We start from the raw sequence: 24,942 nt of genomic DNA, 5'->3' as shown, positions 1-24,942 counted from the left end.
TAGGCCCGTCCATCTTCCCGGGCGGGAGGGAGGCCCTTGGGGTACAATTCACGGCTTATTTGATCGGCCAGACACCGATTTTTCTTCGCGCCAGCACGTACGTAGCCAAGCTCACGGTTGAGCTCCAAGCAGTTTTTCAGATCGTTTTTCGAAGCGGCTTTCGGTTTTCGGCTTTCGAATCGGATCCTTGAAACTGCTGGGCTTGAACAAAAGCGCTTGGCAGAGCTCAAACCGTCCTGGCTTTTTTATCCGAGCGGAGGGAATCATGACCGACATCGGTCGGATGGCACATGTCGTGCCAGCTCGCACCCAGCTACCCGTCAGTGCATATTTTGACGAAGCCCTCTTTGCCCGCGAGCAAGAACTCATTTTCAAGCAATCCTCGCAATACGTCGGCCATCAGAAATTGGTGCCCGAAATCGGGGATTGGCGGTCGTTGGTACAGGAAAGCGGGGGACGCGTGCTGGTTCGCAACCAGCAAGGCGTTGAACTCATCTCAAATGTCTGCCGCCACCGCCAGGCTTTGATGCTGGGCGGCGAGGCCGGCAATGTGGCCGGCAACTGCAATACGCACGGAAACCTGAAGGCAACCGGTGGCAACATCGTTTGCCCCCTGCACCGCTGGACGTACAACAACCAAGGCGAGTTGTTGGGCGCGCCTCAGTTCGACACCACGCCCTGCATGAACTTGCAGAAGTTCCGCCTGCGCGATTGCCACGGTTTGCTGTTCGAAGGCCCGCGCGATCCGGCCGCCGACATGGCGCCGCTGTTCTCGCGCCCGGAATTCAACTTCGGCGACTACGTGCTGGACCACGTCGAGGTGCATCAGTGCAACTACAACTGGAAGACCTTCATCGAGGTCTACCTTGAGGACTACCACGTTGGCCCGTTCCACCCGGGCCTGGGCCGCTTCGTCACCTGCGACGACCTGACCTGGGAATTCAACGACTGGTACAGCCTTCAAAAAGTGGGCGTGCACAACGCGTTGGCGCAGCCGGGTTCGGATGTGTACAAGCAATGGCACGACCGCCTGTTGTCGTTCCGCGAAGGCGACGCTCCGGATTTCGGCGCGGTCTGGGTCACGTACTTTCCGACCCACATGATCGAGCTCTATCCGCACGTGCTGGTGCTGTCCACGCTATACCCGAAGAGCCCGCAGGAAACGGTGAACGTCGTCGAGTTCTACTACCCCGAGGAAATCTCGGCGTTTGAACGCGAATTCGTCGAAGCCCAGCGTGCGGCGTACATGGAAACGGCCATTGAAGACGACGAGATCGCCGAACGCATGGACGCGGGCCGCAAGGCGCTGATGTTGCGCGGCGTGAACGAAGCCGGCCCTTATCAATCGCCCATGGAAGACGGCATGCAACACTTCCACGAATGGTATCGCCGGATCATGCAGGACCTGTAGACCTGGGTACCTGTAGACCTGTAGGCCCCCTGGCTTTTGCCATACGGACCATACAAGCCATACAAAAAGGGCTTTGCGTCACACAACGCAAGGCCCTTTTCTTTTGTCTCAAGCAATCGGATCACGGCCCAACCGCCCGACCGTCATCCGACCAGGGCCATCAGTGCCCCAATACCTTGGTCACGGTGCGTTCGCCGATGGCCAGACCCACCGTCATGCCCACGCCTGAATGCATGACTGCAACGGTGGTGGCCGCATCCACCGGCATCACCGAAAACGGCGCCGGTCCGTGCGCGCCGTAAACGCCCTGCCAGCGCTCAAGCACACGCAGGCGCGCACCCAGCGCCTGCGAGGCCAGATCCAGCATCGTGTTGTCGACCGCTTCGTCGTTGAACGGGAACGCGTCCGTGCCATAACGATGCGAATCACCGATGATCAGTTCACCGTTGGGCGTGGGGCTGATCAACAGGTGTATGCCGTTTTCCAGCAGCATCGGCGTGCGTTCCTGGATGAGCTGGCGCAGCGCATGCGCCGTGGGCAGGTCCGAGAAGGCGCCGTAGTGCACGCAGGACAAGCCGGTCAACACCGGGCGGTCCAGGGCAATGGGGTTCGTCTCGAACGCCGCGCGCAGCATTTGCAGGCGCGTAACTTCCAGGTTCATCGGCGCGAAGCGTTCGGGCAGCAGCGTCAGGTAATCATGGCCGGGACACACAAACACATGCCTGCCCTGGAACTCGCCGGCGGTGGTACCCACCCCCCCGTTTTCGACCGCGCGCGCCAGGGTGCCGGTGATGAACGTCACCCCCAGCGACTCGGCCAGGTATCGCGTGATGGCCGGTAGGGCATCGCGCGAGTAGATTTGCAGGTCGTCATGCCCGCGCAGCGCCAGGCAGTGGTGCGCCAACTGACCGCCATACAGGCCGGCCACCTGGCGCGCCGACAGCAGCTCGGCACGGTAGCCTTCCTGCATCAAGCGCGTGTCCGCAAATTCCTGCAACACACTGGCCTCGTCGATATTTCGCGCCAGCACCAGCGCGCCGTTGGCCCGCACATGAAAGCCCGCCTTGGCGGCCAGATCCAACCACAGCTCGCGCGCCTGCTGGGCATGCGACAGCATCATGCCGGGCGCCTGGCCGGTCACAATGACCTGGCCGAAGTTGCGGATGGTGGCGCCATGCGCCTGGCGGCTGCGTTCGATCACCGCCACCGACAGGCCGCGCTTGGCGGCCGCCCAGGCGTGCGCGATGCCAAGCATGCCCGCGCCCACCACGATTACGTCGTATGTTTTCATCGCGGGCCGCGCCTTACTTCTTCTTGGGTTCCGACTTGCCGTCGTAGCGGCGCGTCCACTCGGCGATGATGCGTTCGCGGTGGGTCGCGGCCCACACGAAATCGTTCTTGATCATGCGCTTGGTCAGGTCAGCCGGCAGGTTCGGGTTGACCGTCGCGATGGACGGAATCGCCAGCACCGCGAAGTTGGCCTTGTACAGTTCGTTGGCTTCACGGCTGGCCGAGAAGTCAGCCAGCTTGCGGGCCGCGTCCAGGTTCTTGGTGCCCTTCATGATGGCGGTGGCTTCGACTTCCCAGCCCAGGCCTTCCGACGGGAACACGGCTTCAACCGGCGCACCGTCGGCCTTCAGCTTGGCTGCGCGATAGTCGAACGACACGCCGATCGGGAATTCGCCGGCGGCCGCCATGTTGCAAGGCTTCGAGCCCGAGTGCGTGTACGACCCGATGTTCTTGTGCAAGGCGTCCATATAGGCCCAACCCTTGTCTTCTCCAAAGATCTGCAACCAGGCGCTGACATCCAGGAAACCCGTGCCCGAGGACGCCGGGTTCGGCATGACGATCTTGCCGGCGTACACCGGCTTGGTCAGGTCTTGCCACGACGTGGGCTTGGGCAGCTTCTGCTTTTCGGCTTCGATGGTGTTGAAGCAGATGGCAGCCGCGTAGCCGTCCATGCCGACCCACGACGGCTCGGCCTTGGCGTCGCGCATGTTGGCGGCGATCTGGTCCAGGCCCTTCGGGGCGTACGGCTGCAACATGCCTTCCTTGTCCATCAAGCCCAGCGCCGTGCCCGCCAAGCCCCAGATCACGTCCGCCTTGGGGTTGCTTTTTTCAGCCAGCAGCTTGGCCGCGATGATGCCGGTGGAATCGCGCACCCACTGGATCTTGATGTCGGGATTGGCCTTTTCGAACGCGGCCTGGTAGACCTTGATCTGATCGGCTTCCAGCGCGGTGTAGACCGTCAGCGTGGTCTCGGCGGAAGCGACGCCCATCACGCCCGTCAGGGCGGTGGCCAGTGCAAGCAGCTTGTAGCGATTCATGAAGAACTCCGTGGATAAGCGGAAAAACGCGTAAAAAGGGTGAACGTCGCCCCCACTGCCGGCGGGTGCCGGCTGCGGTACAAAGGCGCGCACAACAGGGAATGCAGGGCCGGCGGCGCCGGCAAGCGGAAGCTAGATCAGGGGCGTTGGCCTCGTGCCAGACGGGCTTCGATGTCGATGATGACGGCCGGCAGATCCGCGACCGTATCGATCAGGTAATGCGGCGCGGCAGTGGCAAGCTCGCGGCTGGCATCGGCGCGGACCAGGTCGCGGCCGGCCTCGTCCAGGCTCAGGTATTCGTCCAGGGTCAGGCCGGCGGCGTTGCCGGACAGCAGCAAGCCCACCGACCACATGCCGGCGCGGCGCCCTTCCTCGATGCCGGGCGCGGTGTCGTCAACCTTGATGCACGCGGCCACGTCCGACAGGCCCAGTTCCACCACGTTCTTCAACGCCATGGCCGGCGCCGGGCGCGCGCGCGGCACGTCGTCGCTGGCCACGATGCAATCGGGCTCCAGCCCTTCGGACGCAGCGCGTTCGACTACGCGGCGCATCACGCTGTCCGGGTAGCCCGAGCACGAGCCGATCTTCAGGCCTTTACGGCGCAACGCGCGCAACAGCTCAGCCGCGCCGGGGATGGCCGCCGAATACTGGGCCACCTTCTCCATCTGCATCGGCAGGAAGCGTTCGTAGATGGCCGTCACGTCGTCATCGCTGGGCACGCGTCCGAACTGGGCCTGATACTGGGCGGCGATGGCGGGCTGGTTGCACAGCGCGCGAATGTGGTCCCACTTGCCCATGCCCATCGGGCCGCGGGCTTCTTTCAGCGACACGTCCATGCCGAACTGCGAGAACGCATCGACGAACACCTTGGTGGGGGCAAACGACCCGAAGTCGACCAGCGTGCCGGCCCAGTCGAAGATCACGGCTTCCAGCTGCACGGGTAAGGAAGAAACAGTCATAAGGGTCGTCCTGAAATCAATCGTTCAAAGGGCCACGGGGCGGCGCCAGGCCTGGCTGCGCGCCACCAGCGCGCGGCTGGCCAGATGCAGCGTCAACGCCGCGACGGCCGAGCTGGCCATGATCACCGTGCACATGGCGGCGGCCGGGCCGATGAAGCCGGCGTCGTCCATGTTAAGCACGGCAACGGCGGCCAGCACCGTGGACGGGCTGTAAAGAAACACCACGGCAGACACGGTCGTCATGGCGGATACAAACAAATAGCGGGCGATGTCCAGCGCGGCGGGCAGGCACATCGGCAGGGTCACGCGCAGGAACGTCGTCATGCGCGGCACCTTCAGCGATGCGGACGCGGCTTCGAATTCCGGGTCCAGCGCGTTCAGCGCGGTGGCGGCCGTAAGGTGAGCGCTGGTGTAGAAGTGCACGACCGTGCACAGAATCAGCAACGGCATGGTGCCGTACAGCACGTTCAGCGGGTTCATCAGGCTGTTGAAAAAGAAGATGTAGCCCAGGCCCAGCACCAGGCCGGGCACGGCCATCGGCATCAGCGCCAGCATGCTGACTGCGCCGCGCAGGCCGCGCCCCAGTTGGCCGCGCGCCGGCACTTTTTCCATCATCCAGGCGCCCACGAAGACGACTGCCGTGCCGATCACGGCGGTAAAGAACGCCAGCTGCAAACTGTTGCGCCACGCCAGCCAGCCGCCGCCGTCCATGTTGTCGAAGTCGTAGGACCGCATCGACATGGACACGTTATAGGGCCACATTTTCACGAACGACGCCCACACCGCCACGCCGATAATCAGCAGCAGGAACGCGGCCATCACGCCGGCCAGCGCCAGGAAAGCGGCATCGCGGCGGCGGTTCGGACTTGCCGCATAGGCTTGCGCGCGGCCGCTCATCTGAGCGCCCTGGCGGGCCCGCAGGCGCCGGTCCAGCACGAAGGTCAGCAAGGCGGGTAGCAGCAGCAGGATGCCGATGGCCGCGCCCTTCGGAAAATTCTGCTGGCCGACCACCGCTTTGTAGGCTTCCATGGCCAACACGTTGTAGTCGCCGCCCACCACCTTGGGCACGCCAAAATCGGTGACCGTCAGGGTGAACACCACGCAGCAGGCTGAGAACACGGCATAGCGCGTGCCGGGCAGGGTCACGGTCAGGAAGGTACGCCACGGGCCGGCGCCCATGGCGCGCGCCGCGTCATACAGGCGCCCGTCGGCCAGCGTCAGCCCGGTCAACAGGATCATCAGCGCATGCGGGAAGGTGTAGAAAGCCTCGCCGACGACAATGCCCCAGAAGCCGTAAATGGTGGCGCCGCCCGTCACGCCCTTGAGCAGGCCCTGGTTGCCCAACAGGTAGACCAGGGCGATACCGGGCAGCAGCGACGGCGCCAGCAGCGGCAGCAAGGCGATGGTGCGCAACAGGCCCTTGCCGGGCAGACGCGTACGCGTCAGGCCGTAGGCGTAGGCATAGGCGCACGGCACCACCAGCAGCATCGTCACGAGGCCCGCTGTCAGGCTGCGGCCGACCATCGCCAGAAAGCCGTCCGCGCCGATGATGCCGGTAAGCACCGACAGGCCCGCCCATGCGCCGTCGTTGTCCGTCACGGACTTGGCGAGAATGGCCGCCAGCGGCAACGCCAGGAACAGAAACAGGAACAGCAGCAACGCGCCCTGCCCCATAGTCAGGCCCAGCGAGCCGATCCAGGCCGGCATGGGGCGGCGGCCCAAGGCCACGGCCGAAGCCGAAGCCGAAGCCGCGGCCGGAGCCGGCGGCGCTTCAGCCACCGAAGAAGAACCGGTCATGGCGGAATCAAGCGTAGGCGCGAAGCGCATGGCGCGGCAGCTCCACCCAGCAGCGGCTGGCAGCATGGGGACCCAACAAGGCGTCTCCGATTTCGGGGGACACGATGGAATGCACGGTGGACCCGGGCACGCCTTCCAGCCGCAACGCCAGGCGGTAGCCGCGGCCCAGGAACACGCCGTCCAGTACATCGGCCAGCATCGAATTGGGTTCTTCCGGGCGCGCCATGCTGACGCGCACCGCCTCGGGCCGGACAAACAGCTTGCCGAATCGGCCATCCAGCGTGTCGTCCACCGCCAGTTCCTGGCGGCCGACGCGGGCACGGTGCGCGTCCACGCGTTCAAACGGAAGCCAGTTCGCCTCGCCCACGAAATCGGCGATGAAGGCCGAGCCCGGTTGGCGATACAGCTCGCGCGGCGTGCCGTACTGTTCAATGACACCGCCGTTCATGACGGCGATACGGTCGGCCATCACCATGGCCTCTTCCTGGTCGTGCGTGACCATCAGCGTCGTGATGGACAGGCGCTTTTGCAAGGCGCGCAACTCAATACGCAGATGCTCACGCACGCGGGCGTCCAGCGCGGACATCGGTTCGTCCAACAGCAACAGGGACGGCGACGGGGCCAGCGCGCGCGCCAAAGCCACGCGCTGTTGCTGTCCGCCCGAGATCTGTCCCGGATACTTGTCGGCGGCGCCGGCCAGCCCCACCAGCGTCAGCATTTCCTCTACGCGGTGCGCCACGTGCTTGCGATGCGTGCGCTTGCCGCTCAGGCCGTAAGCCACGTTCTGCGCGACCGTCAAGTTGGGGAACAGCGCATAGGACTGGAACAGGATGCCGTAGTCGCGCGCTTGCGGCTCGGCATGGGAAATATCGCGGCCCGACAGCACGATGGAGCCGCTGTCCTGGCGTTCCAGCCCGGCAATGGCGCGTAGCAGCGTCGTTTTGCCGCAACCGGACGGGCCCAGCAGGCACACCAGTTCTCCGGCGCGAATGTCCAGCGAAACGTCGGCCAACGCCGTGTGGCTACCGAAAGTCTTGACCAGATTTCGTACGGTCAGAAAGCCGCCGCGCTTTGCCCCTTGCTGGGGCTCTTTGCCCGCGATCGGGTCAAGCCCGGCTTGGGGCGGCCCGGCGGGGTAAAGGTCGTTATCGGCTTGGGGCATGCTGCCTCCGGTCTGGGAACGAAGGCAGTATGGAAGCCGCGTATTGAGCGTTTATGACACTTCGCGCAAATGCAGTAATAAAAACATCAAATTATTTTGGTGTACTGGCGGTCTTGCGCATTGCGTCCCTTTCCCGCCTCCGTCATCGTGCTTGTCGCCGAACTCAAATCTTTCTACGCCGTGGCCCGCTGCGGCACCGTCACCAAGGCCGCCGCCCAGCTTGGCGTCAGTCAGCCCACGGTGACGGGGCAGCTACGCCAGCTGGAATCGCGCTACGGCATTGAACTGTTCCATCGCCAAGGGCGCGGCATGCGCCTGTCGGACGCCGGGCAGAACCTGATGCCCATGGTGGAAAAGCTGGTGCAGCAGGAAACCGAGATCGATTTCCGGCTGCGCGACGCCAGCGACCTGCGCGAAGGCAATCTGCGTGTCGGCGCCACGGGCCCGTTCTACATCATGGACACGGTGCGCCGATACAACCAGCGCTACCCCGGCATCGACCTGGCGGTCACGATCGGCAATTCGCAGTCGATGCTGCAAGCGCTGCACGACTATCGCATCGAGATTGCCACGTCGTCTTTTCTGATGGATGACAAGCACCTGTATCGGCGGATGATCGCGGCCGACCCGATTCGCGTGGTCACCCATCGCGACCATCCGCTGGCCCGACGTGGCCGCGTGCGGCTGGCCGACCTTGCCGAGCACGCGCTGCTTGTGCGCGAGCCCGGTTCGATGACGCGCCAGCTGACCGAAGACGCCCTGCAAGCGGCGGGCGTTACGGTGCAACGCACGCTGGAGATCGGCAGCCGGGAATCGATCCGGCAAGCCATCCTGTGCGGCCTGGGGATCAGCCTGATCCCGTCGCGCGAGATTCCGTCCCATCCCGATCTGGCTGCCCTGGATATAGACGGCGCCGACATCGTGATGCATGAATACCTGTACTGCCTGCGCGAGCGCCAACCGGTGCAGCTGATCGCGCGCTTCCTGGAGATGGCGCCGGCAGCCGGCTGACCCGCTGGGTCACTGCCCGCCCCCTCCCCCTTGCGGCCAATCAGGAGACAACCATGGCCTTGACCTTGCAAGACATCGAGCAGATTTTTCTGGAACGCGGACACCGGTCGTATCACGGTGAATCCGTCAGCCATTTGCGCCACGCGCTGCAAACGGCGTCGCTGGCCGAGCGCCACGGCGCCAGCGCACACCTGATCACCGCCAGCCTGTTGCACGACCTGGGGCACTTGATCGCCGACCGGCCGGGCACGCCCACGCTGCGCGGCATCGACGACAAGCACCAGTATTTCGTGCTGCCGTTCCTGCGCGGGCTGTTCAGTTCGGCGGTGCTGGACCCGATCCGCCTGCACGTCGAAGCCAAGCGCTACCTGTGCTACGTGGAGCCGCAATATGAAGCGTCGCTCTCCGAGGATTCCAAGCGCAGCCTGGCATTACAGGGCGGCAGTTTTGATGCGAGCCAGGCGGTGGATTTCGCCAGCATGCCGGGCGCGCCGGATGCGATCCGGCTAAGGCGGTGGGACGACATGGCCAAGGTGCCGGGCCTGGCCACGCCGCCGCTGGACCACTTTCTGGAAATTGCGGAAAGCGTGTCGGGCCGCGTGAAGCTGGCCGCGATCTGGTAACGAACCGGGGCGCAGCGCCGGCTTGCACGCAACAAGGGTGCCGCAACACGCGCTTTCGAGTGCGCGGGCCAGGCGCCTGACGCTTCAGGCGCCCTTCGCCACCGGGCGGGACGGGTCGCTGCACCATTCGCTCCACGAGCCCGGGTACAGCCGCGAGCCGGACAGGCCGGCGATTTCCATCGACAAGAGGTTATGGCACGCCGTGATGCCCGAGCCGCACTGATGCACCACGGCCTTGGGGTCGCGGTCACCCAGCAGGTCGGCGAATTCCGCGCGCAACTGCTCGGGTGACTTGAAGCGCCCATCGGCTTGCAGGTTTTCGCCGTTGGGACGGTTCAGCGCGCCCGGGATGTGGCCGGCCACGGGGTCCATGGGTTCGACTTCGCCGCGATAGCGGTTGGCCGCGCGCGCGTCGATCACGGTAAAGGCCGGGCGGGCGATGTTGTCCAGCACGGCTGGGGCGTCGACGGAACCGGCCAGCGACTCGCCGGGCGCCGTCGGCTGGCCCGCGTTGACCGCGGCCGCCGCGTCGGTCGTGGTCGGCAAACCGGCCGCCAGCCACGCCTGCCAACCGCCGTCCAGCACCGCCACGCGTTCATGGCCCAACCAACGCAACATCCACCACAGGTGCGCGGCGTACATGCCGCCGCTGGCGTCGTACGCCACCACCAGCGTTTGCGGCGTCACGCCATGAGCCGCCATCAGCCCCCCGAATTCGGCGCGCGACGGCAACGGATGCCGGCCGTTCTTACCGGTGCGCGGTGCCGCCAGCTCGGTTTCGTGATCCAGGTGGCGGGCCCCGGGGATATGCCCGGCGTCATAGGCCTGACGGCCGGCGGCGTGGTCGGTCAGGTCATGCCGCACGTCGAATACCCGCACGTCGGGCGAATCGAGGCGCGCGGCCAGGTCAGCGGCGGAAATCAGTGTAGTCGTCATTCGGGGTGCTCCTGATCGAAGGGGGCGGGTCAGGTCGGCTTCGGGTCGCGCATGGTGCGCCACACCGACAGCAGCCCCGCGGAAATGATCAAGCCCATGCCGGCCCAGGCCACGGCGTCCAGATGGTCGCCCCAGAAGCCCATGCCCAGCAAGGCCGCGAAAATAATGGTGCTGTATTGCAATGCCGCGGTCAGCAGCGCCGAGCCCATGCCGAAGGCCCGGGTCATGGCAAGCTGGCCGAACATGCCGGCCACGCCCACGCCGAACAGCGACGCATAGCCCTGCCAGTCGGCGTGGCCCCAGCCTTCGAACCATAAGCCGGCAATGCTGGACACGCAGACCGCCACGGAGAAAAACAGCACGGTGCGCCATTCGGGTTCGCCGATACGGCCCAACTGGCGGATCTGCATCATCGCGATGGCCGACATGGCGCCCGCGCCCATGCCCATGACGGCGGCCAGCCATTGGTCTTCGTTGATGCTGGGCCGCAGCACGGCGATCACGCCCAGGAAGCCCAACGCCACCGCCAGGATGCGGACCGGGTCGCGCTGGGCGCCACCCCAACCCAGCATCCAACACGCGATGAACAGCGGCGCGGTGTAGTTCAGGCTGGTGGCGGTGGCCAGGGGCAGGTGCGAGATGGCGAAGAAGCCCAGCCACATCGACGTGACGCCGGACAGGTTGCGCCACAGGTGCAACTTCCAGCTGGTCGGAACGATGGATTGCCGCCCAGCGCGCGCCCACAGCAGCAAAAGAAGGACGGAAGGCAGCCCGCGAAAAAGCACGATCTGCGGCAGCGACGCGCCGTGTTCCGTGCCGAACTTCACGAACGACCCCATGATGGCGAACATGGCGGACGCCAACAACATCCAGAGAGCCTGCATTGGGGGTCTACGCTAAGGGAAAAGTGAGGGGAAATAGGGGAAAGCGATACTATACTCTTGCCCACCGGGAGCGGTGCCGGCGAGTCGGGGAACTGGCGGGCCGCCGCCATGTCGAACCCGGGTATTTCCCGCTCGCAGAGGAACACAAAAAACATGAAACGCATTGTCTTGTTCGTCATCACCAACCTGGCCGTCATGCTCGTGCTGTCGGCCACGCTGCGCATCCTGGGCGTAGACCGCTACATCACCGCCAACGGCCTGAACCTGAACGCCCTGCTGATCTTCTCGGTGGTCGTGGGCTTTACCGGCGCCATCATCTCGTTGCTGATCAGCAAGCCGATGGCCAAATGGAGCACCGGGGCACAGGTGCTGGACCCGAACGCCCCCCGCAACCAACGTGAAGCCTGGCTGGTCGACACCGTTCACCAACTGGCCGACCGCGCGGGTATCGGCCGCCCCGAAGTGGCCATCTACGAAGGCGCGCCCAACGCGTTCGCCACCGGCGCGTTCAAGAACGACTCGCTGGTCGCCGTGTCGACGGGCTTGCTGGAAAGCATGAGCGAAGAAGAAGTGGCGGCCGTGCTGGCGCACGAAGTGGCCCACATCGCCAACGGCGACATGGTCACGCTGACCCTGATCCAGGGCGTCGTGAACACGTTCGTCGTGTTCCTGGCCCGCGTCGTGGGTTACTTCATTGACCGCGTCGTGTTCAAGAACGAACGCGGCATCGGCCCGGGCTACTACATCACCGTGCTGGTCTGTGAAATCATCTTCGGCGTGCTGGCCTCGATCATCGTGGCCTGGTTCTCGCGCCAGCGCGAATACCGCGCCGACGCGGGCTCGGCCCACCTGATGGGCGCGCGCGAACCCATGATCCGCGCGCTGGCTCGGCTGGGCGGCCTGGAACCGGGCGATTTGCCCAAGTCGTTCGAGGCCTCGGGCATCACTGGCCGCGGCGGCCTGGCGGCCATGTTCGCCTCGCACCCGCCCATCCCGTCGCGCATCGCCGCCTTGCAGAACGCCCGCGTGGTCTGACCGCCGCGCCCTGTTCAAGCAGGCAGCAAAAAGCCCCTGGGGTCAGAAACCCCAGGGGCTTTTTCTATTGGGCATCAGCGCCCGCGCATTAGCACTCGACGATGTTCACCGCCAAGCCGCCGCGCGCCGTTTCCTTGTACTTCGTCTTCATGTCGGCGCCGGTTTCGCGCATGGTCTTGATAACGGAATCCAGCGACACATAGTGCTGCCCGTCGCCTCGCAAGGCCATGCGCGCGGCATTGACGGCCTTGATGGACGCCATGGCGTTGCGCTCAATACAGGGAATCTGGACCAGCCCGCCAACGGGGTCGCACGTCAGGCCCAGGTTGTGTTCCATGCCGATCTCGGCGGCGTTCTCAACCTGTTCCACCGTGCCGCCCTGCGCCGCGGCCAAGCCGCCGGCGGCCATCGAACAGGCCACGCCCACTTCGCCCTGGCAGCCCACTTCGGCCCCCGACAGCGACGCGTTGTACTTGTACAGCAGGCCGATCGCCGCGGCGGTCAAGAGGAACTCGCGCACGCCCTCGCGGCTGGCGCCGGGCACGAAGCGATCGTAATAGTGCAGCACGGCGGGGATGATGCCGGCGGCGCCATTGGTGGGCGCCGTGACGACGCGGCCGCCCGCCGCGTTCTCTTCGTTGACCGCCATGGCGTACAGGTTGACCCAGTCCATGACTGACAGCGGATCGGACAAGGTGCGCTCGGCGCGTTGGGTCAGATTGCGGTAGAGCTCCGGCGCGCGGCGACGCACGCGCAAGGGACCGGGCAATTCGCCGTCGGCTTCCGGGTAGTCAATGCCGCAACCGCGCGCCACGCAGTCCTGCATGACCTGCCAGATGCGATCCAGGCCGCTGTCCGTCTCGGCGGCCTCGCGCCAGGTCAGCTCATTCTTCATCATCAGCTGCGCCACGGTCAGACCGCTTTCGCGGCACATCGTCAGCAGTTCGCGGCCCGAGCGGAAGGGATACGGCAGCTGATTGTGCGCGGCGATCACCTGGCTGTTCGAGGCGCCTGCCGTCACCACAAAGCCGCCGCCCACCGACAGGTAGCGCGCTTCGCGCAGCGACTCGCCATTGGCGTCGACGGCGTGGAATTTCATGCCGTTGGGGTGTTCGGCCATGGCTTCGCGGCGATAGAACACCATGTGTTCTTTCTCGATGAAGGCGACCGGATAACGGCCCAGCAGCGGCAACTGGCGGCTGGCGCGCACCGAGGCGATCATGCCGGCGATGGCGGCGGGGTCGACCGTGTCGGGCGCTTCGCCCATCAGACCCAGCAGCACGCCCTTGTCGGTGCCGTGCCCCTTGCCCGTCGCGCCCAGCGAGCCGTAGAGCTCGGCGCGGACATACGCCACGCGCGGAATCAGGCCATCGCGTTCCAGGCCTTGCGCGAACAGCAGGGCGGCCCGCATCGGACCCACCGTATGGGAACTAGACGGGCCTATGCCTATCTTGAACAGATCGAATACGGAAACGGCCACGCGACACTCCAGTACATCAAAGAATAGTCAGGCAATGATACGCGTTGCCACCCCCGCGCGCAGGAATGGCCGGCGGGGCGTATGCTGTATCGCCGCCACCGGTTCCGCCACCCGGTCAGGCATGCGATCATTACATAAATATTACTTGTCATAAAAAGAACGGGAACACCCCTGGATGTCTGGACTTATTACCCTGCTTGACTTCGCCGGCTACGTCGCCTTGCTGCTTTGGGGCGTGCACATGGTCCAAACCGGCGTGCAGCGTGCGTTTGGCGCCGCCTTGGGCGCAGCGCTGGGCCGCGCCCTGGGCACGCGCCTGCGCGCCTTTGCCGCCGGGCTGGGCATCACCGCCGCCCTGCAAAGCAGCACCGCGACGGGGCTGATGATCACGGGGTTTGCCGCCGGCGGCGTGGTTGGCCTGGTGCCCGCGCTGGCCGCCATGCTGGGAGCCAACGTCGGCACGACGCTTATCGTGCAGCTGCTGTCGTTTGACCTGACTTCGCTGGCCCCTATCCTGATCCTGGCGGGCGTCTGGATGTTCCGCCGGTATCCCCCCGGCCGCACGCGCGACCTGGGCCGCGTGTTCATCGGTCTGGGCCTGCTGCTGCTTTCCCTGCATCAGCTGGTTGAACTGTTCGAGCCGTTCCAGACGGCGCCCATGCTGGGCATGATTCTGGACGCCTTGTCGACCCAGCCCGTGGCCGCCGTCCTGCTGTCCGCCGCGTTCACCTGGGCCGCGCACTCCAGCGTGGCCGTGGTGGTGCTGGTGATGTCACTGGCAAGCCATCACATGGTGGCGCCGCATGTGGCCTTTGCGCTGGTGCTGGGCGCCAACCTGGGCACGGCCATCAACCCCATGATCGAAGGCGTCACGGGCGACGATCCCGCCGCCCGCCGCCTGCCCCTGGGCAACCTGCTGACCCGCGTGCTGGGCGTGCTGGCCGGCCTGATCCTGCTGCCCGTGCTGCAACCCCTGATGAGCGACATGGCCAGCGACCCGGCCCGCGCCGTGGCCAATTTCCACACGCTGTTCAACGCGGTCATCGCCATCCTGTTCCTGCCGCTGCTGTCGCCCTATGCGGCGTTGCTGACGCGCTGGCTGCCCAAGCGCGCCGACCCCAACGACCCGTCCCGGCCGCAGTATCTGGATGAATGGGCGCACGACGTGCCCGCCGTGGCGCTGGGCAACGCGGCGCGCGAAGCGCTGCGCATGGCCGACATGGTGCAGACGTTGCTGCTGTATGCGCGCGCCGGCTTCAAGCGCGACAACCGCCACCGCATGGTGCAGGCGCGGCAATTGGACGCCGCGCTGGACAAGCTGGAAAACGCCATCACGACCTACCTGGCCACGCTGGACCAGGAAAACATGACGCGTGACGACATCCAGCGCATGGACGACATCCTGGCCTTTGCCAGCAACATCGGCCACGCGGGCGATATCGCGCACCACGGGCTCTTAAGCCACGTGGCCAAGCTGCGCAAGCAGGGCTGGACGTTTTCGCCCGAGCAGCGCGCCAGCCTGGATGACACGCTGGGCCAGCTGATCGCAAACCAACGCCAGGCCGCCGCGCTGTTCGTCAATGATGACCTGCGCCAGGCACGCGCGCTGGCCGGCGAAAAGGCGCGTTTCCGCACGATCGAAACGCAGGCCGCCGACACCCATCTGCAAAAGATCAAGTCAGGCCAGGTGGACGCGGCCGAAGTCGGCGCGCTGTACCTGGACATCCTGCGGGATATGAAGGGAATCAACTCTCACTTGGTGGGCGCCGCGGCGTATCCGCTGCTGGCCCGCCACGGCGAGCTTTTGCCCAGCCGCTTGCGCGAAGCCGGCAACTAAGCGAAAGCGGGGTCCGGGGAAGCGGCAACCCCGCGCGCAAGCACGCATTAGACGGAAGCCCGCCACCCCAGCCGTGTTGCGGCGGACGGCGGGCGCTTCCCCCGCCAGGCCCCGCGCTTTAGTCGGGGCAGCGCAAACTGACCCTGCCCCTGCCCCCGGCGCACATTACAAATAGCGCTGGAACCACGCCAGCATCCGGCTCCAGCCGTCCTTGGCCGCCTCGGGCTGGTAACTGGCCCGGTAATCCGCCAGGAACGCATGGTCCGCGTCCGGGTACACCACAAATTCCGACTGCTTGGCCGCCGCGTTGCCGGTCGCCAGCTTGGCCTTCATGGTTTCGATATCGGCCAGCGGGATGCTGGCGTCCTTGCCGCCGTACAGGCCCAGCACCGGCGCATGCAGCTCGTTGACCACATCGAAGGCCACGCGCTTGATCAGCGGGCCGTGGCCCACGCTGAGCTTGCCGTACCAGGCCACGGCAGCCTTCACGTCCGGATTGTGAGCGGCGTACATCCACGTCAGGCGGCCGCCCCAGCAAAAGCCCGTGATGGCCACGCGCTTGGGGTCGCCGCCATTTTCCGCCGCCCAGGCCACGCTGGCGTCCAGGTCGGAAAACACCTGTTCATCCGGTACCTTGCTGACCAATTCAGAGATCAATTTCGGAATGTCGGTGTAGACGGAGGCGTCGCCCTGGCGTTCATAGAGATTCGCGGCGACGGCCAGGTAGCCGGCCTTGGCGATGCGCCGGCAAAGGTCCTTGATGTGCTCGTGCACGCCGAAGATCTCCTGCACCACCAGCACGATGGGCAGGTCCTGGCGGCCTTCGGGCGCGGCGTAATAAGCGGCGATTGAACCGTCTGCCACGGGCAGCTTGAAGTCAGCGTGGACCAGGCCTTCGGTGTCAGTGTGGATGACGGTGGGGGCAACGTTGCCGGCGGCGGCGGAAAAGCTCATGGGGGACGCTCCTGTTGGGAATTGATCGACAAGCAGGCATCCCGTCCGCGCGCGCCCTAATGCGTGTGAGCGTGCTCCGCGTGGGGCGCGCCGGTGCCGGCGTCGGCCCCGTGCTCGTGCCCATGGTGCATCAGCGTGGTCACGCTGTAGATCAGCGCGACACCCAGGCCCACCAGCAACAACTGCGGGACGGCATCCGAAAGGGACACCCGTTCGTGCATTTGCGGCATCAGGTCGGCCACCGAGATATACAGGAAGCTACTTGCGGCAACCACCAAGATATACGGCACCCAGTCCTGCGCCTGCTGCAACACAAAGTACCCTATTATGCCGCCCACGGCTGAACACAAGCTGGTGAACAGGATCAGCGAAAACGCACGGCGACGCGGCAGCCCGGCATTGAGCAACACGACAAAATCGCTAAGCTTGTGCGGCACTTCGTGCACGATGATCGACGCCGCCGTCAGCACGCCCAGCAGCGGATCCGTCAGGAACGCCGCCGCCACCAGCACCCCGTCGCACAGATTGTGCAGCGAACTTCCGATCAGGATCAGCACGCCGCCCCGCCCCGCTTCGTGGTGGTCGTGGCCTTTGTGGTGGTGATGCCCGTCGCCTTCGTGGTGATGGCTATGGCGCAGCAACGCAATCTTCTCCAGCACGAAAAAACCAATCAGCGAGGCCAGCATCAGGCCAAACAAGGCATGAGCGTTGCCGACCGCGCCCTCGAAGGCCTCGGGCAGCAAGTGCAATAGCGCCACCGACAGCAGCACGCCCACCGACAGGCTCACCATGTGATGCAGGTATTGGGCGAACACCTTGTAGGCCAGCCAGCTGGCGACAAAGACGGCGATAAGCCCGCCGGTTACGGTGGCAAGCAGGACCCAGAGCAGCAACATTTGGGGGACGCAGTATAGGCGGGGAGGAAGCGAAACATTATATTGTTGCAATCCCAAAATCGGAAATGGGCCGTCCAAGGACGGCCCATCGGTATCTCCGTGAAGTACGCGCAGAGCTTAGTGCGCCTGTTCCCAGTTCTTGCCCATGCCCACTTCCGCGACCAGCGGCACGCGCAGTTCGGCCACCGAGCACATCAGGCGAGGCAGTGCTTCCTTGACCACGTCGATCTCGGCGTCCGGCGCTTCCAGAACCAGTTCATCGTGTACCTGCATGATCATGCGGGTTTGCAGTTTTTCGGCTTCCAGCCAATCTTGCACGGCCACCATGGCCAGCTTGATCAGGTCAGCCGCCGTGCCCTGCATGGGCGCATTGATGGCGGCCCGCTCGGCGCCTTGTCGACGCGGCCCCGAGGCGCCACGGATTTCCGGCAATTGCAGACGTCGACCGAAAACCGTTTCGACGTAGCCCTGTTCGCGCGCCAGCCTGCGGGTGTTTTCCATATACATCGCCACGCCGGGATAGCGCGCGAAATAGCGGTCGATATAGGCCTGCGCGGCGTCCCGGGTGATGCCCAGGTTGGACGCCAGGCCGAACACGCCCATGCCGTAGATCAGGCCAAAGTTGATGGCCTTGGCCGCGCGGCGCTGGTCCGTCGACACGTCCGACAAAGCCACGCCGAACACTTCGGCCGCCGTGGCGCGGTGAATGTCCTCGCCGGCGGCGAACGCGCTTTGCAGGTTGGCGTCATCGGACACGTGCGCCATGATGCGCAGTTCAATCTGCGAATAGTCGGCCGACAGCAGCACGCCCTGTTCGGCAATGAAGGCTTCACGCACGCGGCGGCCCGCCTCGGTGCGCACGGGGATGTTCTGCAGGTTGGGATCGGACGACGCCAAGCGGCCGGTAATGACCGCCGCCTGCGAATAACGCGTGTGCACGCGGCCCGTGGCCGGGTTGATCATGCGCGGCAGCTTGTCCGTGTAGGTGGACTTCAGCTTGGACAGGCCCCGGTATTCCAGCAGCACCTGGGGCAGCGGGTAGTCCAGCGCCAGCTTGGTCAGCACGTCTTCGTCGGTGGACGGCGCACCGCTGGCGGTCTTGCGCACCACCGGCAACTGCATGCGTTCAAACAGGATTTCGCCCAGTTGCTTAGGCGAATTCAGGTTGAAGGGCTGACCGGCCAATTCATAGGCCTTTTGCTCCAGGCGCAGCATTTCCTGGCCCAGCTTGTGGCTCTGGCGGCCCAGTTCTTCGGCATCCACCTTCACGCCATTGCGTTCGATCGTGGTCAGCACCGCCGACACCTTGATCTCAAGCTGGTAGATGCGGTCCAGGCCCTGGTCCGCCGCCACCATCGGGCGCAGCACACGATGCAATTGCAGCGTGAAGTCGGCATCTTCGGCAGCGTAATGCCCCGCCTTGTCGACAGCCACCTCGTCAAAACCGATCTGCTTGGCGCCCTTGCCGCACAGGTCTTCGTACGACACGCCGCTGCGGCCCAGATAGCGCTGCGCCAGGTCGTTCAGCCCCACGCCGCGATGCGATTCCAGCACGTACGCTTGCAGCATCGTGTCGTCGGTGATGCCCGCCAGCGCAATGCCTTCGTTGGCGAACACATGGGCGTCGTACTTGGCGTGGTGCAGCAGCTTGGCGCGCGACGCATCTTCCAGCCAGGGCTTCAGGCGCGCCAGCACCTCGGCCTTGGGCAACTGGGTGGCGCCGTCCGGCCCGCGATGCGCCACGGGGATGTAGCAGGCCACGCCCGGTTCCACCGCCAGGGACAAGCCCACCAGGCGCGCCTGCATCTGGTCCAGCGAAGTGGTTTCGGTGTCCAGCGCCACCAGCGATGCATTTTGCAGCCGCTCGAACCAGGCGTCGAATTCGGCCCAGTCGGAGATGATGCGGTAGTCCAGTTCGGTGGGCGCCTCGGGCATATCCACGGCGATGCGCGCATCGCCCGTGGGTACACGTTCGGCGTCCCCGGTCAGGTCGCGCAGCCAGGTACGGAAGCCGTAGCGTTCGTACAGTTCGGTCAAGGTGGCGTCGTCGCGCGCGCGCGGTTTCAGGTCGTCCACGCTTTCGACATGGCCGGTCAGGTCGCAGTCGTACTTCACCGTCAACAATTGGCGGGTCAGCGGAAAGTTGGGGATGGCCTCGCGCAGGTTGTTGCCGGCCACACCCTTGATGGTGTCGGCGCCTTCGATCAGCTTGTCGATCGAGCCGAATTCGGTCAACCACTTCACGGCCGTCTTGGGGCCAACCTTGGTGACGCCCGGCACGTTGTCCACGGTATCGCCCACCAGCATCAGGTAGTCGACGATGCGGTCGGGCGGCACGCCAAACTTGTTGACCACGCCGGGCTCGTCCAGCACTTCGCCGGTCATGGTGTTGACCAGCGTGACGTGGCTGTTGACCAACTGCGCCAGGTCCTTGTCGCCGGTCGAAACGATGGTGTGCACATCGTGTTCGGCAGCGCGCTTGGCCAGCGTACCGATGACGTCGTCGGCCTCTACCCCTTCGATGGCCAGCACCGGCCAGCCCAGCGCGCGCACGGCGCGGTGGATGGGTTCGATCTGCGCCGCCAGGTCTTCCGGCATGGGCGGCCGATGCGACTTGTATTCGGGATACAGGTCGTCTCGGAAAGTCTTGCCGCGAGCATCGAAAATACATGCGGCATACTCTGCCTTATGATCAGATACAAGCTTGCGCAGCATATTGACCACGCCGTACAGCGCACCCGTGGGTTCGCCTTGCGCGTTGCGCAAATCAGGCATAGCGTGGAAAGCGCGGTACAAGTAGCTTGAACCGTCGACCAGTAATAAGGTTTTTTTCATGGTTACAAAGGCAGATATGGAAACACCCGCCGGCAAACAAATTCCGCTGATTATGTCAGAGATACGGACGGCGGCAGATAAGCTCGCGAACATCGGGCCCGCAGTCAGTGTCTTCGGCAGCGCACGCGTCAGCCGCAACTCCCCCCACTATGAAACCACCGTTGCCATTTCGGCCGCCTTGGCAGGTGCCGGGTTCGCGGTCATCGCAGGGGGCGGCCCCGGCATCATGGAGGCCGCCAACAAGGGCGCCTTCGAGGCAGGCGGCACCAGCATCGGGCTGAACATCAGCCTGCCGCACGAAGCGCACAACAACGAATATCAGACCATCAGCCTGTCATTCGAATATTTCTTCTCGCGCAAGGCGACGTTCTTCATGCACAGCTTCGCCTACGTGGCGATGCCGGGCGGCTTTGGCACGCTGGACGAGCTCTTCGAAGCGCTGACGCTGATCCAGACGGGCAAAGTGCCGCCCGCGCCCATCGTGCTGGTGGGCAGCGAATACTGGTCGGGCATGGTCGAGTGGTTAGGCGATCAGGTGCTGGGCAATGGCATGATCGGCGCGCACGACCTTGACCTTTTCATCATCGAGGACGACCCCGTCAAAGTGGTGCGCCGCGTCGTGGAATTCCATGACAAGGTCACTTCCGAGGCGCAATACGCGCCGTCCCTGCCCGCCTGAGTCCAAGGCGGGGCTTTTAGCCTGCGCAGGACGCGGCGGCCGCCCCAGGCTGCCGCGTCAATCCTATGGTTTCGCGCCGCGATCTCTGGCCGTGACTCCAGGCCACCGCCTCAGGCCATGGCTTTGACGATGGCTTCGCGCGCCAGTCCGATGAACTCGCTCTCTCCGGGGCGGGCGGGCAAGAGCCGAAACTCCACCGACGGCAGCGTCGGCAGGCCGGGTGCGTGCAACCGTGCGATGCCGGGCGCCAGCGCTGACTCGTTCAGGCACGCCACCCCCAGGCCCGCCGAAATGGCCAGCTGCAAGCCTGCCACGCCCGATGCCACATGCGCCACGGCGTACGGCACGGCATGCCGTGTCAGCTGGCGTTCCACGTATTGGCGCAATGCGCAGGTCTCGGGCAAGACCAGCAACGGCACGGGTTCGCCGGCAGGCGCCGCGGCGCCTTCGGCGGCCATCCATAGCAGCGGCTCGCGGCGCAGCAATGCACCCTGGGCCCGGGCCCGTGGCGCGCCGCGTTCCTGGATCGACATCGATATGCCCACGTCGATCTCACCTCGCTCGTAGGCGGCCTCGATCGCGCCGCTTTTCATGATCGTCACGTGCAACCGCACCTGCGGATACTGTTCGTTCAAGCGCCGCAGCATGCGCGCCACATCGCCGGGGCGAAAGTAATCCGTGATGAACAAGCGCAATTCGCCGCGCAGCGCCACGCCGCGCAAATCGCGGTAAGCCTCGTCGCTTAGCGCCAGGATGGCGCGCGCATGACGCAGCAGGCGCTCGCCCGCCGGCGTGGCGGTCACGCCCGTTTTGGCGCGCGTCAACAGCGGCTGGCCGGCGCGCTCTTCCAGTTTGCGCATCTGCTCGCTTACCGACGATTGCGACAGAAAAACCTTGGGCGCCGCCGCCGTCAGGCTGCCGGCATCAAGCACGGCGACCAGCGTGCGCAACTGGTCAAGGTCAAATCCAGGCATAGCCCATCCAACGGTTTCTACGATGGATAGAATCGTAATTTCCTGCTTTTCCGATGTCAAACGTCTCTCTACACTGGCCTTCTACCCCTACACAGGAGCTTGTCATGCCCCATATCGTCGTACACCTTTCCGGCCAGTCGGACCCTGCCATCAATCGTCGCGTGGTCGACTCCGTGGCTGGACTGACGCAGTCCGTGCTGGGCAAGAAGCTGCCGGTCATCGCCATTACGTTGCAGCACATCCCCCACGATCTCTGGTTCATCGGCGGCAAGCCGCTATCGGAACTGGGCAAGAACGCTTTCCACCTGGACATCAGCGTCACGGATGAAACCAACACCAAGGCCGAAAAGGCACGCTACATCAAAGAGATCTATGCGTCCTTCCAGCAGATACTGGGCGAACTGCACGAATGCTCGTACGTGCACGTGATCGACGCGCGGGCAGCCGCCTATGGATACGGCGGCGCCACGCAGGAATACCGGCATCAGCAAAGCGGGGTGTAGTCCTCCGGCGGCGGCCCCGCAGCGGGCCGAGCCGCATCCATAAAAAAAGCCGCGCACCCAAAGGTGTGCGGCTTTTTTGCTGCCGAATCGCCGGGGCAGAATGCCCCGGGGTTCGTCTTAGACGGAGGCTTCGCGCGCGGCGCGCTTGCGTTCGTTTTCCAGCAGATGGCGCTTGCGCAGACGGATCGACTTCGGCGTGATTTCAACGAGCTCGTCGTCGTCGATGAATTCCACGGCGTATTCCAGGGACATCTGGATCGGCGGCACCAGGCGCACGGCTTCGTCGGTACCCGAGGCGCGCACGTTGGTCAGCTGCTTGCCCTTGATCGGGTTCACGACCAGGTCGTTGTCACGGCTGTGAATGCCGATGATCATGCCTTCATACAGCGCATCGCCCGGGCTCACGAACATGCGGCCGCGATCCTGCAGCTTCCACAGCGCGTAGGCCACGGCATCGCCTTGGTCCTGGCTGATCAGCACGCCGTTGCGACGCTCGCCGATCGAACCTTCCTTGACCGGGGCGTATTCGTGGAAGATGTGGCTCATCAAACCCGTGCCGCGCGTCAGCGTCAGGAATTCGTTCTGGAAGCCGATCAGGCCACGGGCCGGGATCAGGTATTCCAGACGCGTACGGCCACGGCCGTCCGGCTGCATGTCTTGCAGGTCGCCCTTGCGGCGGCCCAGCTCTTCCATCACGCCACCCTGGTGGGCATCTTCAACGTCGATGGTCAACGATTCGAACGGCTCGCACTTCACGCCGTCGATGTCCTTGAACACCACGCGCGGACGCGACACGGCCAGCTCGTAGCCTTCGCGACGCATCGTTTCCAGCAGAATCGTCAGGTGCAGTTCGCCACGGCCCGACACTTCGAACACCGTGTCGTCGCCGGTGTCACGCACACGCAGCGCCACGTTGGACTTCAGCTCGCGGTCCAGGCGATCACGCACTTGGCGGCTGGTCACGAACTTGCCTTCGCGGCCGGCCAGCGGCGACGTGTTGACCATGAAGTTCATGGTCAGCGTCGGCTCGTCGATGCGCAGCATCGGCAGGGCTTCCTGCGTGAGCACGTCGGTCACGGTGCAGCCAATGCCCAGCTCTTCGATGCCGTTGATCAGCACGATGTCGCCGGCTTCGGCTTCTTCAACCACAACGCGCTCCAGGCCATGGAACTTCTGGACCTGGTTGATACGGCCCTTGCCGCCCTGGCCGTCCGGACCAAACTTGTAAGCCACTTCCATGCCGGGGCGCATGCGGCCACGGTTGATGCGGCCCACGCCGATCTTGCCGACGTAGCTGTTGTAGTCCAGCGAGATGATTTGCATCTGCAGCGGGCCGTTGGGATCGTCGTCACGCTGCGGCACGTGCTGCAGAATGGCTTCGAACAACGGGCGCATGTTGCCTTCGCGCACGTCAGGGGTCAGGCCGGCGTAGCCGGACAGGCCCGAGGCGTACACCACGGGGAAGTCCAGCTGCTCTTCCGTCGCGCCCAGCTTGTCGAACAGGTCGAACGTGGCGTTGATGACGAAGTCGGTACGGGCGCCCGGGCGGTCGACCTTGTTGACGACCACGATCGGCTTCAGGCCCAGGGCCAGTGCCTTGCGGGTCACGAAAATGGTCTGCGGCATCGGGCCTTCAACGGCGTCAACCAGCAGCAGCACGCCGTCAACCATGGACAGCACGCGTTCGACTTCGCCACCGAAGTCAGCGTGACCCGGGGTGTCGACGATGTTGATGTGCGTGCCTTCGTATTCAACGGCACAGTTCTTGGCCAGAATCGTAATGCCGCGTTCTTTTTCCAGGTCGTTCGAGTCCATGACCCGTTCGGTCAGCGCCTGGTTTTCGCGGAAGGTGCCGGATTGGCGCAGCAGCTGGTCGACCAGGGTTGTTTTACCGTGGTCCACGTGGGCGATGATGGCGACGTTGCGCAAGGCGCGAGTCATAGCGAGTCCTTTAAGGTCAGGGTGGAGGGCAGCAAGCCCTCCGGCAATTCGTTCAGTGCAAGCAATGCCTGCTTGGGGTCTGGCATGGCCTGCAAGGCTTCCAGCTCAACGGCGCGTTCCAGAGAAAATGGCCCGACATGCGTGCGCCGCAGCGCCGTCAGGTGGGCGAAACAGCCCAGCACGCGCCCGATGTCCTGGGCCAGTGTTCGGATGTATGTGCCTTTACTGCAAGCCACATCGATCTCTGCCTGCGTTCCCGAAAGGGACAACAGCTCGATGCGGTGAATCGTGATCTGGCGCGGCGCCCGTTCCAGCTCGATGCCGGCGCGCGCGTACTCGTACAGCGGCTTGCCGTCGCGCTTGAGCGCGGAGTACATCGGCGGAATCTGCTCGATCGTGCCCGAGAAACGTGACAGCGCGTCGCGCAGCGCCTGTTCGTCAAGGGTAAAGCCCGGTTCGGCGGTGGACACGACATTGCCGGTCAGGTCGCCAGAATCGGTTTCGCTGCCAAATTGCAGCGTAGCGCGATACGCCTTGTCAGCGTTAAGCATCGCGCCGGAAATCTTGGTTGCGCGTCCCATGCAGCACACCAGCAAGCCGGTGGCGAAGGGATCCAGCGTTCCCGTATGACCGGCTTTCGCCGCGTCCATGGAACGCTTGGCGCGTTGCAAGGCGTGGTTGCTCGACAAACCTACGGG

Annotated in this window: 21 protein-coding genes; 7 read left to right on the top strand and 14 right to left on the bottom strand. The window is 64.7% G+C overall.

Annotated elements, in window-relative coordinates; all coding sequences use genetic code 11:
- Nucleotides 1–265 precede the first annotated feature (265 nt).
- Nucleotides 266–1,411 carry a putrescine 2-hydroxylase Put2H gene (gene put2H, locus ACNPP0_RS22585; protein ID WP_332610400.1) on the top strand — a complete coding sequence of 382 codons (1,146 nt, stop codon included), beginning with the start codon at nt 266–268 and terminating at the stop codon, nt 1,409–1,411.
- Between the two features lie 160 nt (nt 1,412–1,571).
- On the opposite strand, the gene ACNPP0_RS22580 is transcribed toward put2H, so the two are convergent.
- From ACNPP0_RS22580 to ACNPP0_RS22560, 5 genes are all read right to left on the bottom strand, one after another.
- Nucleotides 1,572–2,702 carry a TIGR03364 family FAD-dependent oxidoreductase gene (locus tag ACNPP0_RS22580; protein ID WP_448707067.1) on the bottom strand — a complete coding sequence of 377 codons (1,131 nt, stop codon included), beginning with the start codon at nt 2,700–2,702 and terminating at the stop codon, nt 1,572–1,574.
- 13 nt (nt 2,703–2,715) lie between these two features.
- Nucleotides 2,716–3,738, bottom strand: a complete 1,023-nt coding sequence (locus tag ACNPP0_RS22575) for a putative 2-aminoethylphosphonate ABC transporter substrate-binding protein (protein ID WP_332610403.1) — start codon at nt 3,736–3,738, stop codon at nt 2,716–2,718.
- 137 nt (nt 3,739–3,875) lie between these two features.
- Nucleotides 3,876–4,697 (bottom strand): phosphonoacetaldehyde hydrolase, encoded by an 822-nt coding sequence (gene phnX / locus ACNPP0_RS22570; protein ID WP_332610405.1) that lies wholly within the window; start codon nt 4,695–4,697, stop codon nt 3,876–3,878.
- A gap of 24 nt (nt 4,698–4,721) precedes the next feature.
- Nucleotides 4,722–6,494: a putative 2-aminoethylphosphonate ABC transporter permease subunit gene (locus ACNPP0_RS22565; RefSeq protein WP_448707066.1), complete on the bottom strand. Its 1,773-nt coding sequence runs from the start codon at nt 6,492–6,494 to the stop codon at nt 4,722–4,724.
- 7 nt (nt 6,495–6,501) lie between these two features.
- A complete protein-coding gene (locus ACNPP0_RS22560) occupies nt 6,502–7,656 on the bottom strand; it encodes a putative 2-aminoethylphosphonate ABC transporter ATP-binding protein (protein ID WP_448707065.1) in 1,155 nt (384 codons plus the stop codon).
- A 147-nt stretch (nt 7,657–7,803) separates the two neighbouring features.
- Between ACNPP0_RS22560 and ACNPP0_RS22555 the strand changes: the two genes are divergently transcribed.
- A complete protein-coding gene (locus ACNPP0_RS22555) occupies nt 7,804–8,667 on the top strand; it encodes a LysR family transcriptional regulator (RefSeq protein WP_332610858.1) in 864 nt (287 codons plus the stop codon).
- Between the two features lie 53 nt (nt 8,668–8,720).
- Nucleotides 8,721–9,290 (top strand): phosphonate degradation HD-domain oxygenase, encoded by a 570-nt coding sequence (locus tag ACNPP0_RS22550; RefSeq protein ID WP_006218288.1) that lies wholly within the window; start codon nt 8,721–8,723, stop codon nt 9,288–9,290.
- Between the two features lie 84 nt (nt 9,291–9,374).
- On the opposite strand, the gene ACNPP0_RS22545 is transcribed toward ACNPP0_RS22550, so the two are convergent.
- Complete coding sequence (locus tag ACNPP0_RS22545; protein ID WP_448707064.1) at nt 9,375–10,226, bottom strand: sulfurtransferase; 852 nt, start codon at nt 10,224–10,226, stop codon at nt 9,375–9,377.
- A gap of 29 nt (nt 10,227–10,255) precedes the next feature.
- On the bottom strand, nt 10,256–11,110 hold the full coding sequence (locus tag ACNPP0_RS22540; protein ID WP_448707063.1) for a DMT family transporter: 855 nt from the start codon (nt 11,108–11,110) through the stop codon (nt 10,256–10,258).
- Between the two features lie 153 nt (nt 11,111–11,263).
- Here ACNPP0_RS22540 and htpX point away from each other — a divergent pair, with 153 nt between their 5' ends.
- On the top strand, nt 11,264–12,145 hold the full coding sequence (gene htpX, locus ACNPP0_RS22535; protein WP_046802784.1) for a protease HtpX: 882 nt from the start codon (nt 11,264–11,266) through the stop codon (nt 12,143–12,145).
- A gap of 88 nt (nt 12,146–12,233) precedes the next feature.
- Here the strand turns inward: htpX and ACNPP0_RS22530 are convergent, their stop codons facing one another.
- Nucleotides 12,234–13,625, bottom strand: a complete 1,392-nt coding sequence (locus tag ACNPP0_RS22530; protein ID WP_332610412.1) for an L-serine ammonia-lyase — start codon at nt 13,623–13,625, stop codon at nt 12,234–12,236.
- 175 nt (nt 13,626–13,800) lie between these two features.
- On the opposite strand from ACNPP0_RS22530, the gene ACNPP0_RS22525 reads away from it, so the two are divergent.
- The gene (locus ACNPP0_RS22525; protein ID WP_046802783.1) at nt 13,801–15,462 is read left to right on the top strand and encodes a Na/Pi cotransporter family protein; all 1,662 of its coding nucleotides are present in this window, start codon (nt 13,801–13,803) and stop codon (nt 15,460–15,462) included.
- Nucleotides 15,463–15,627: 165 nt separating this feature from the next.
- Here the strand turns inward: ACNPP0_RS22525 and ACNPP0_RS22520 are convergent, their stop codons facing one another.
- The 3 genes from ACNPP0_RS22520 to polA all read right to left on the bottom strand — a co-directional run bounded on the left by ACNPP0_RS22520 (nt 15,628) and on the right by polA (nt 20,147).
- Complete coding sequence (locus ACNPP0_RS22520) at nt 15,628–16,416, bottom strand: dienelactone hydrolase family protein (RefSeq protein ID WP_448707062.1); 789 nt, start codon at nt 16,414–16,416, stop codon at nt 15,628–15,630.
- A gap of 56 nt (nt 16,417–16,472) precedes the next feature.
- Complete coding sequence (locus tag ACNPP0_RS22515; protein ID WP_448707061.1) at nt 16,473–17,312, bottom strand: ZIP family metal transporter; 840 nt, start codon at nt 17,310–17,312, stop codon at nt 16,473–16,475.
- 117 nt (nt 17,313–17,429) lie between these two features.
- Nucleotides 17,430–20,147 (bottom strand): DNA polymerase I, encoded by a 2,718-nt coding sequence (gene polA / locus ACNPP0_RS22510; protein ID WP_332610416.1) that lies wholly within the window; start codon nt 20,145–20,147, stop codon nt 17,430–17,432.
- On the opposite strand from polA, the gene ACNPP0_RS22505 reads away from it, so the two are divergent.
- Entirely contained in the window at nt 20,146–20,826 is a 681-nt protein-coding gene (locus ACNPP0_RS22505) for an LOG family protein (protein ID WP_448707060.1), read from the top strand. The two genes, polA and ACNPP0_RS22505, sit on opposite strands and share 2 nt — an antisense overlap.
- Nucleotides 20,827–20,936: 110 nt before the next feature.
- Here the strand turns inward: ACNPP0_RS22505 and ACNPP0_RS22500 are convergent, their stop codons facing one another.
- Entirely contained in the window at nt 20,937–21,800 is an 864-nt protein-coding gene (locus ACNPP0_RS22500) for a LysR family transcriptional regulator (protein WP_448707059.1), read from the bottom strand.
- A 104-nt stretch (nt 21,801–21,904) separates the two neighbouring features.
- On the opposite strand from ACNPP0_RS22500, the gene ACNPP0_RS22495 reads away from it, so the two are divergent.
- Entirely contained in the window at nt 21,905–22,303 is a 399-nt protein-coding gene (locus ACNPP0_RS22495) for a tautomerase family protein (RefSeq protein ID WP_332610420.1), read from the top strand.
- A gap of 117 nt (nt 22,304–22,420) precedes the next feature.
- Here ACNPP0_RS22495 and typA read toward each other — a convergent pair whose 3' ends face one another.
- Together typA and truB are read right to left on the bottom strand one after the other, a co-directional pair.
- Nucleotides 22,421–24,244, bottom strand: a complete 1,824-nt coding sequence (typA, locus tag ACNPP0_RS22490; protein ID WP_332610422.1) for a translational GTPase TypA — start codon at nt 24,242–24,244, stop codon at nt 22,421–22,423.
- A partial coding sequence (gene truB / locus ACNPP0_RS22485; protein ID WP_448707058.1) for a tRNA pseudouridine(55) synthase TruB occupies nt 24,241–24,942 on the bottom strand: 702 nt, incomplete at its 5' end. The genes truB and typA, both read right to left, overlap by 4 nt.

The sequence above is a fragment of the Achromobacter semiaridum genome (assembly GCF_053543755.1).
Note: the sequence above shows the minus strand (reverse complement) of the source record. Positions and strands in the feature narration are given on the sequence as shown.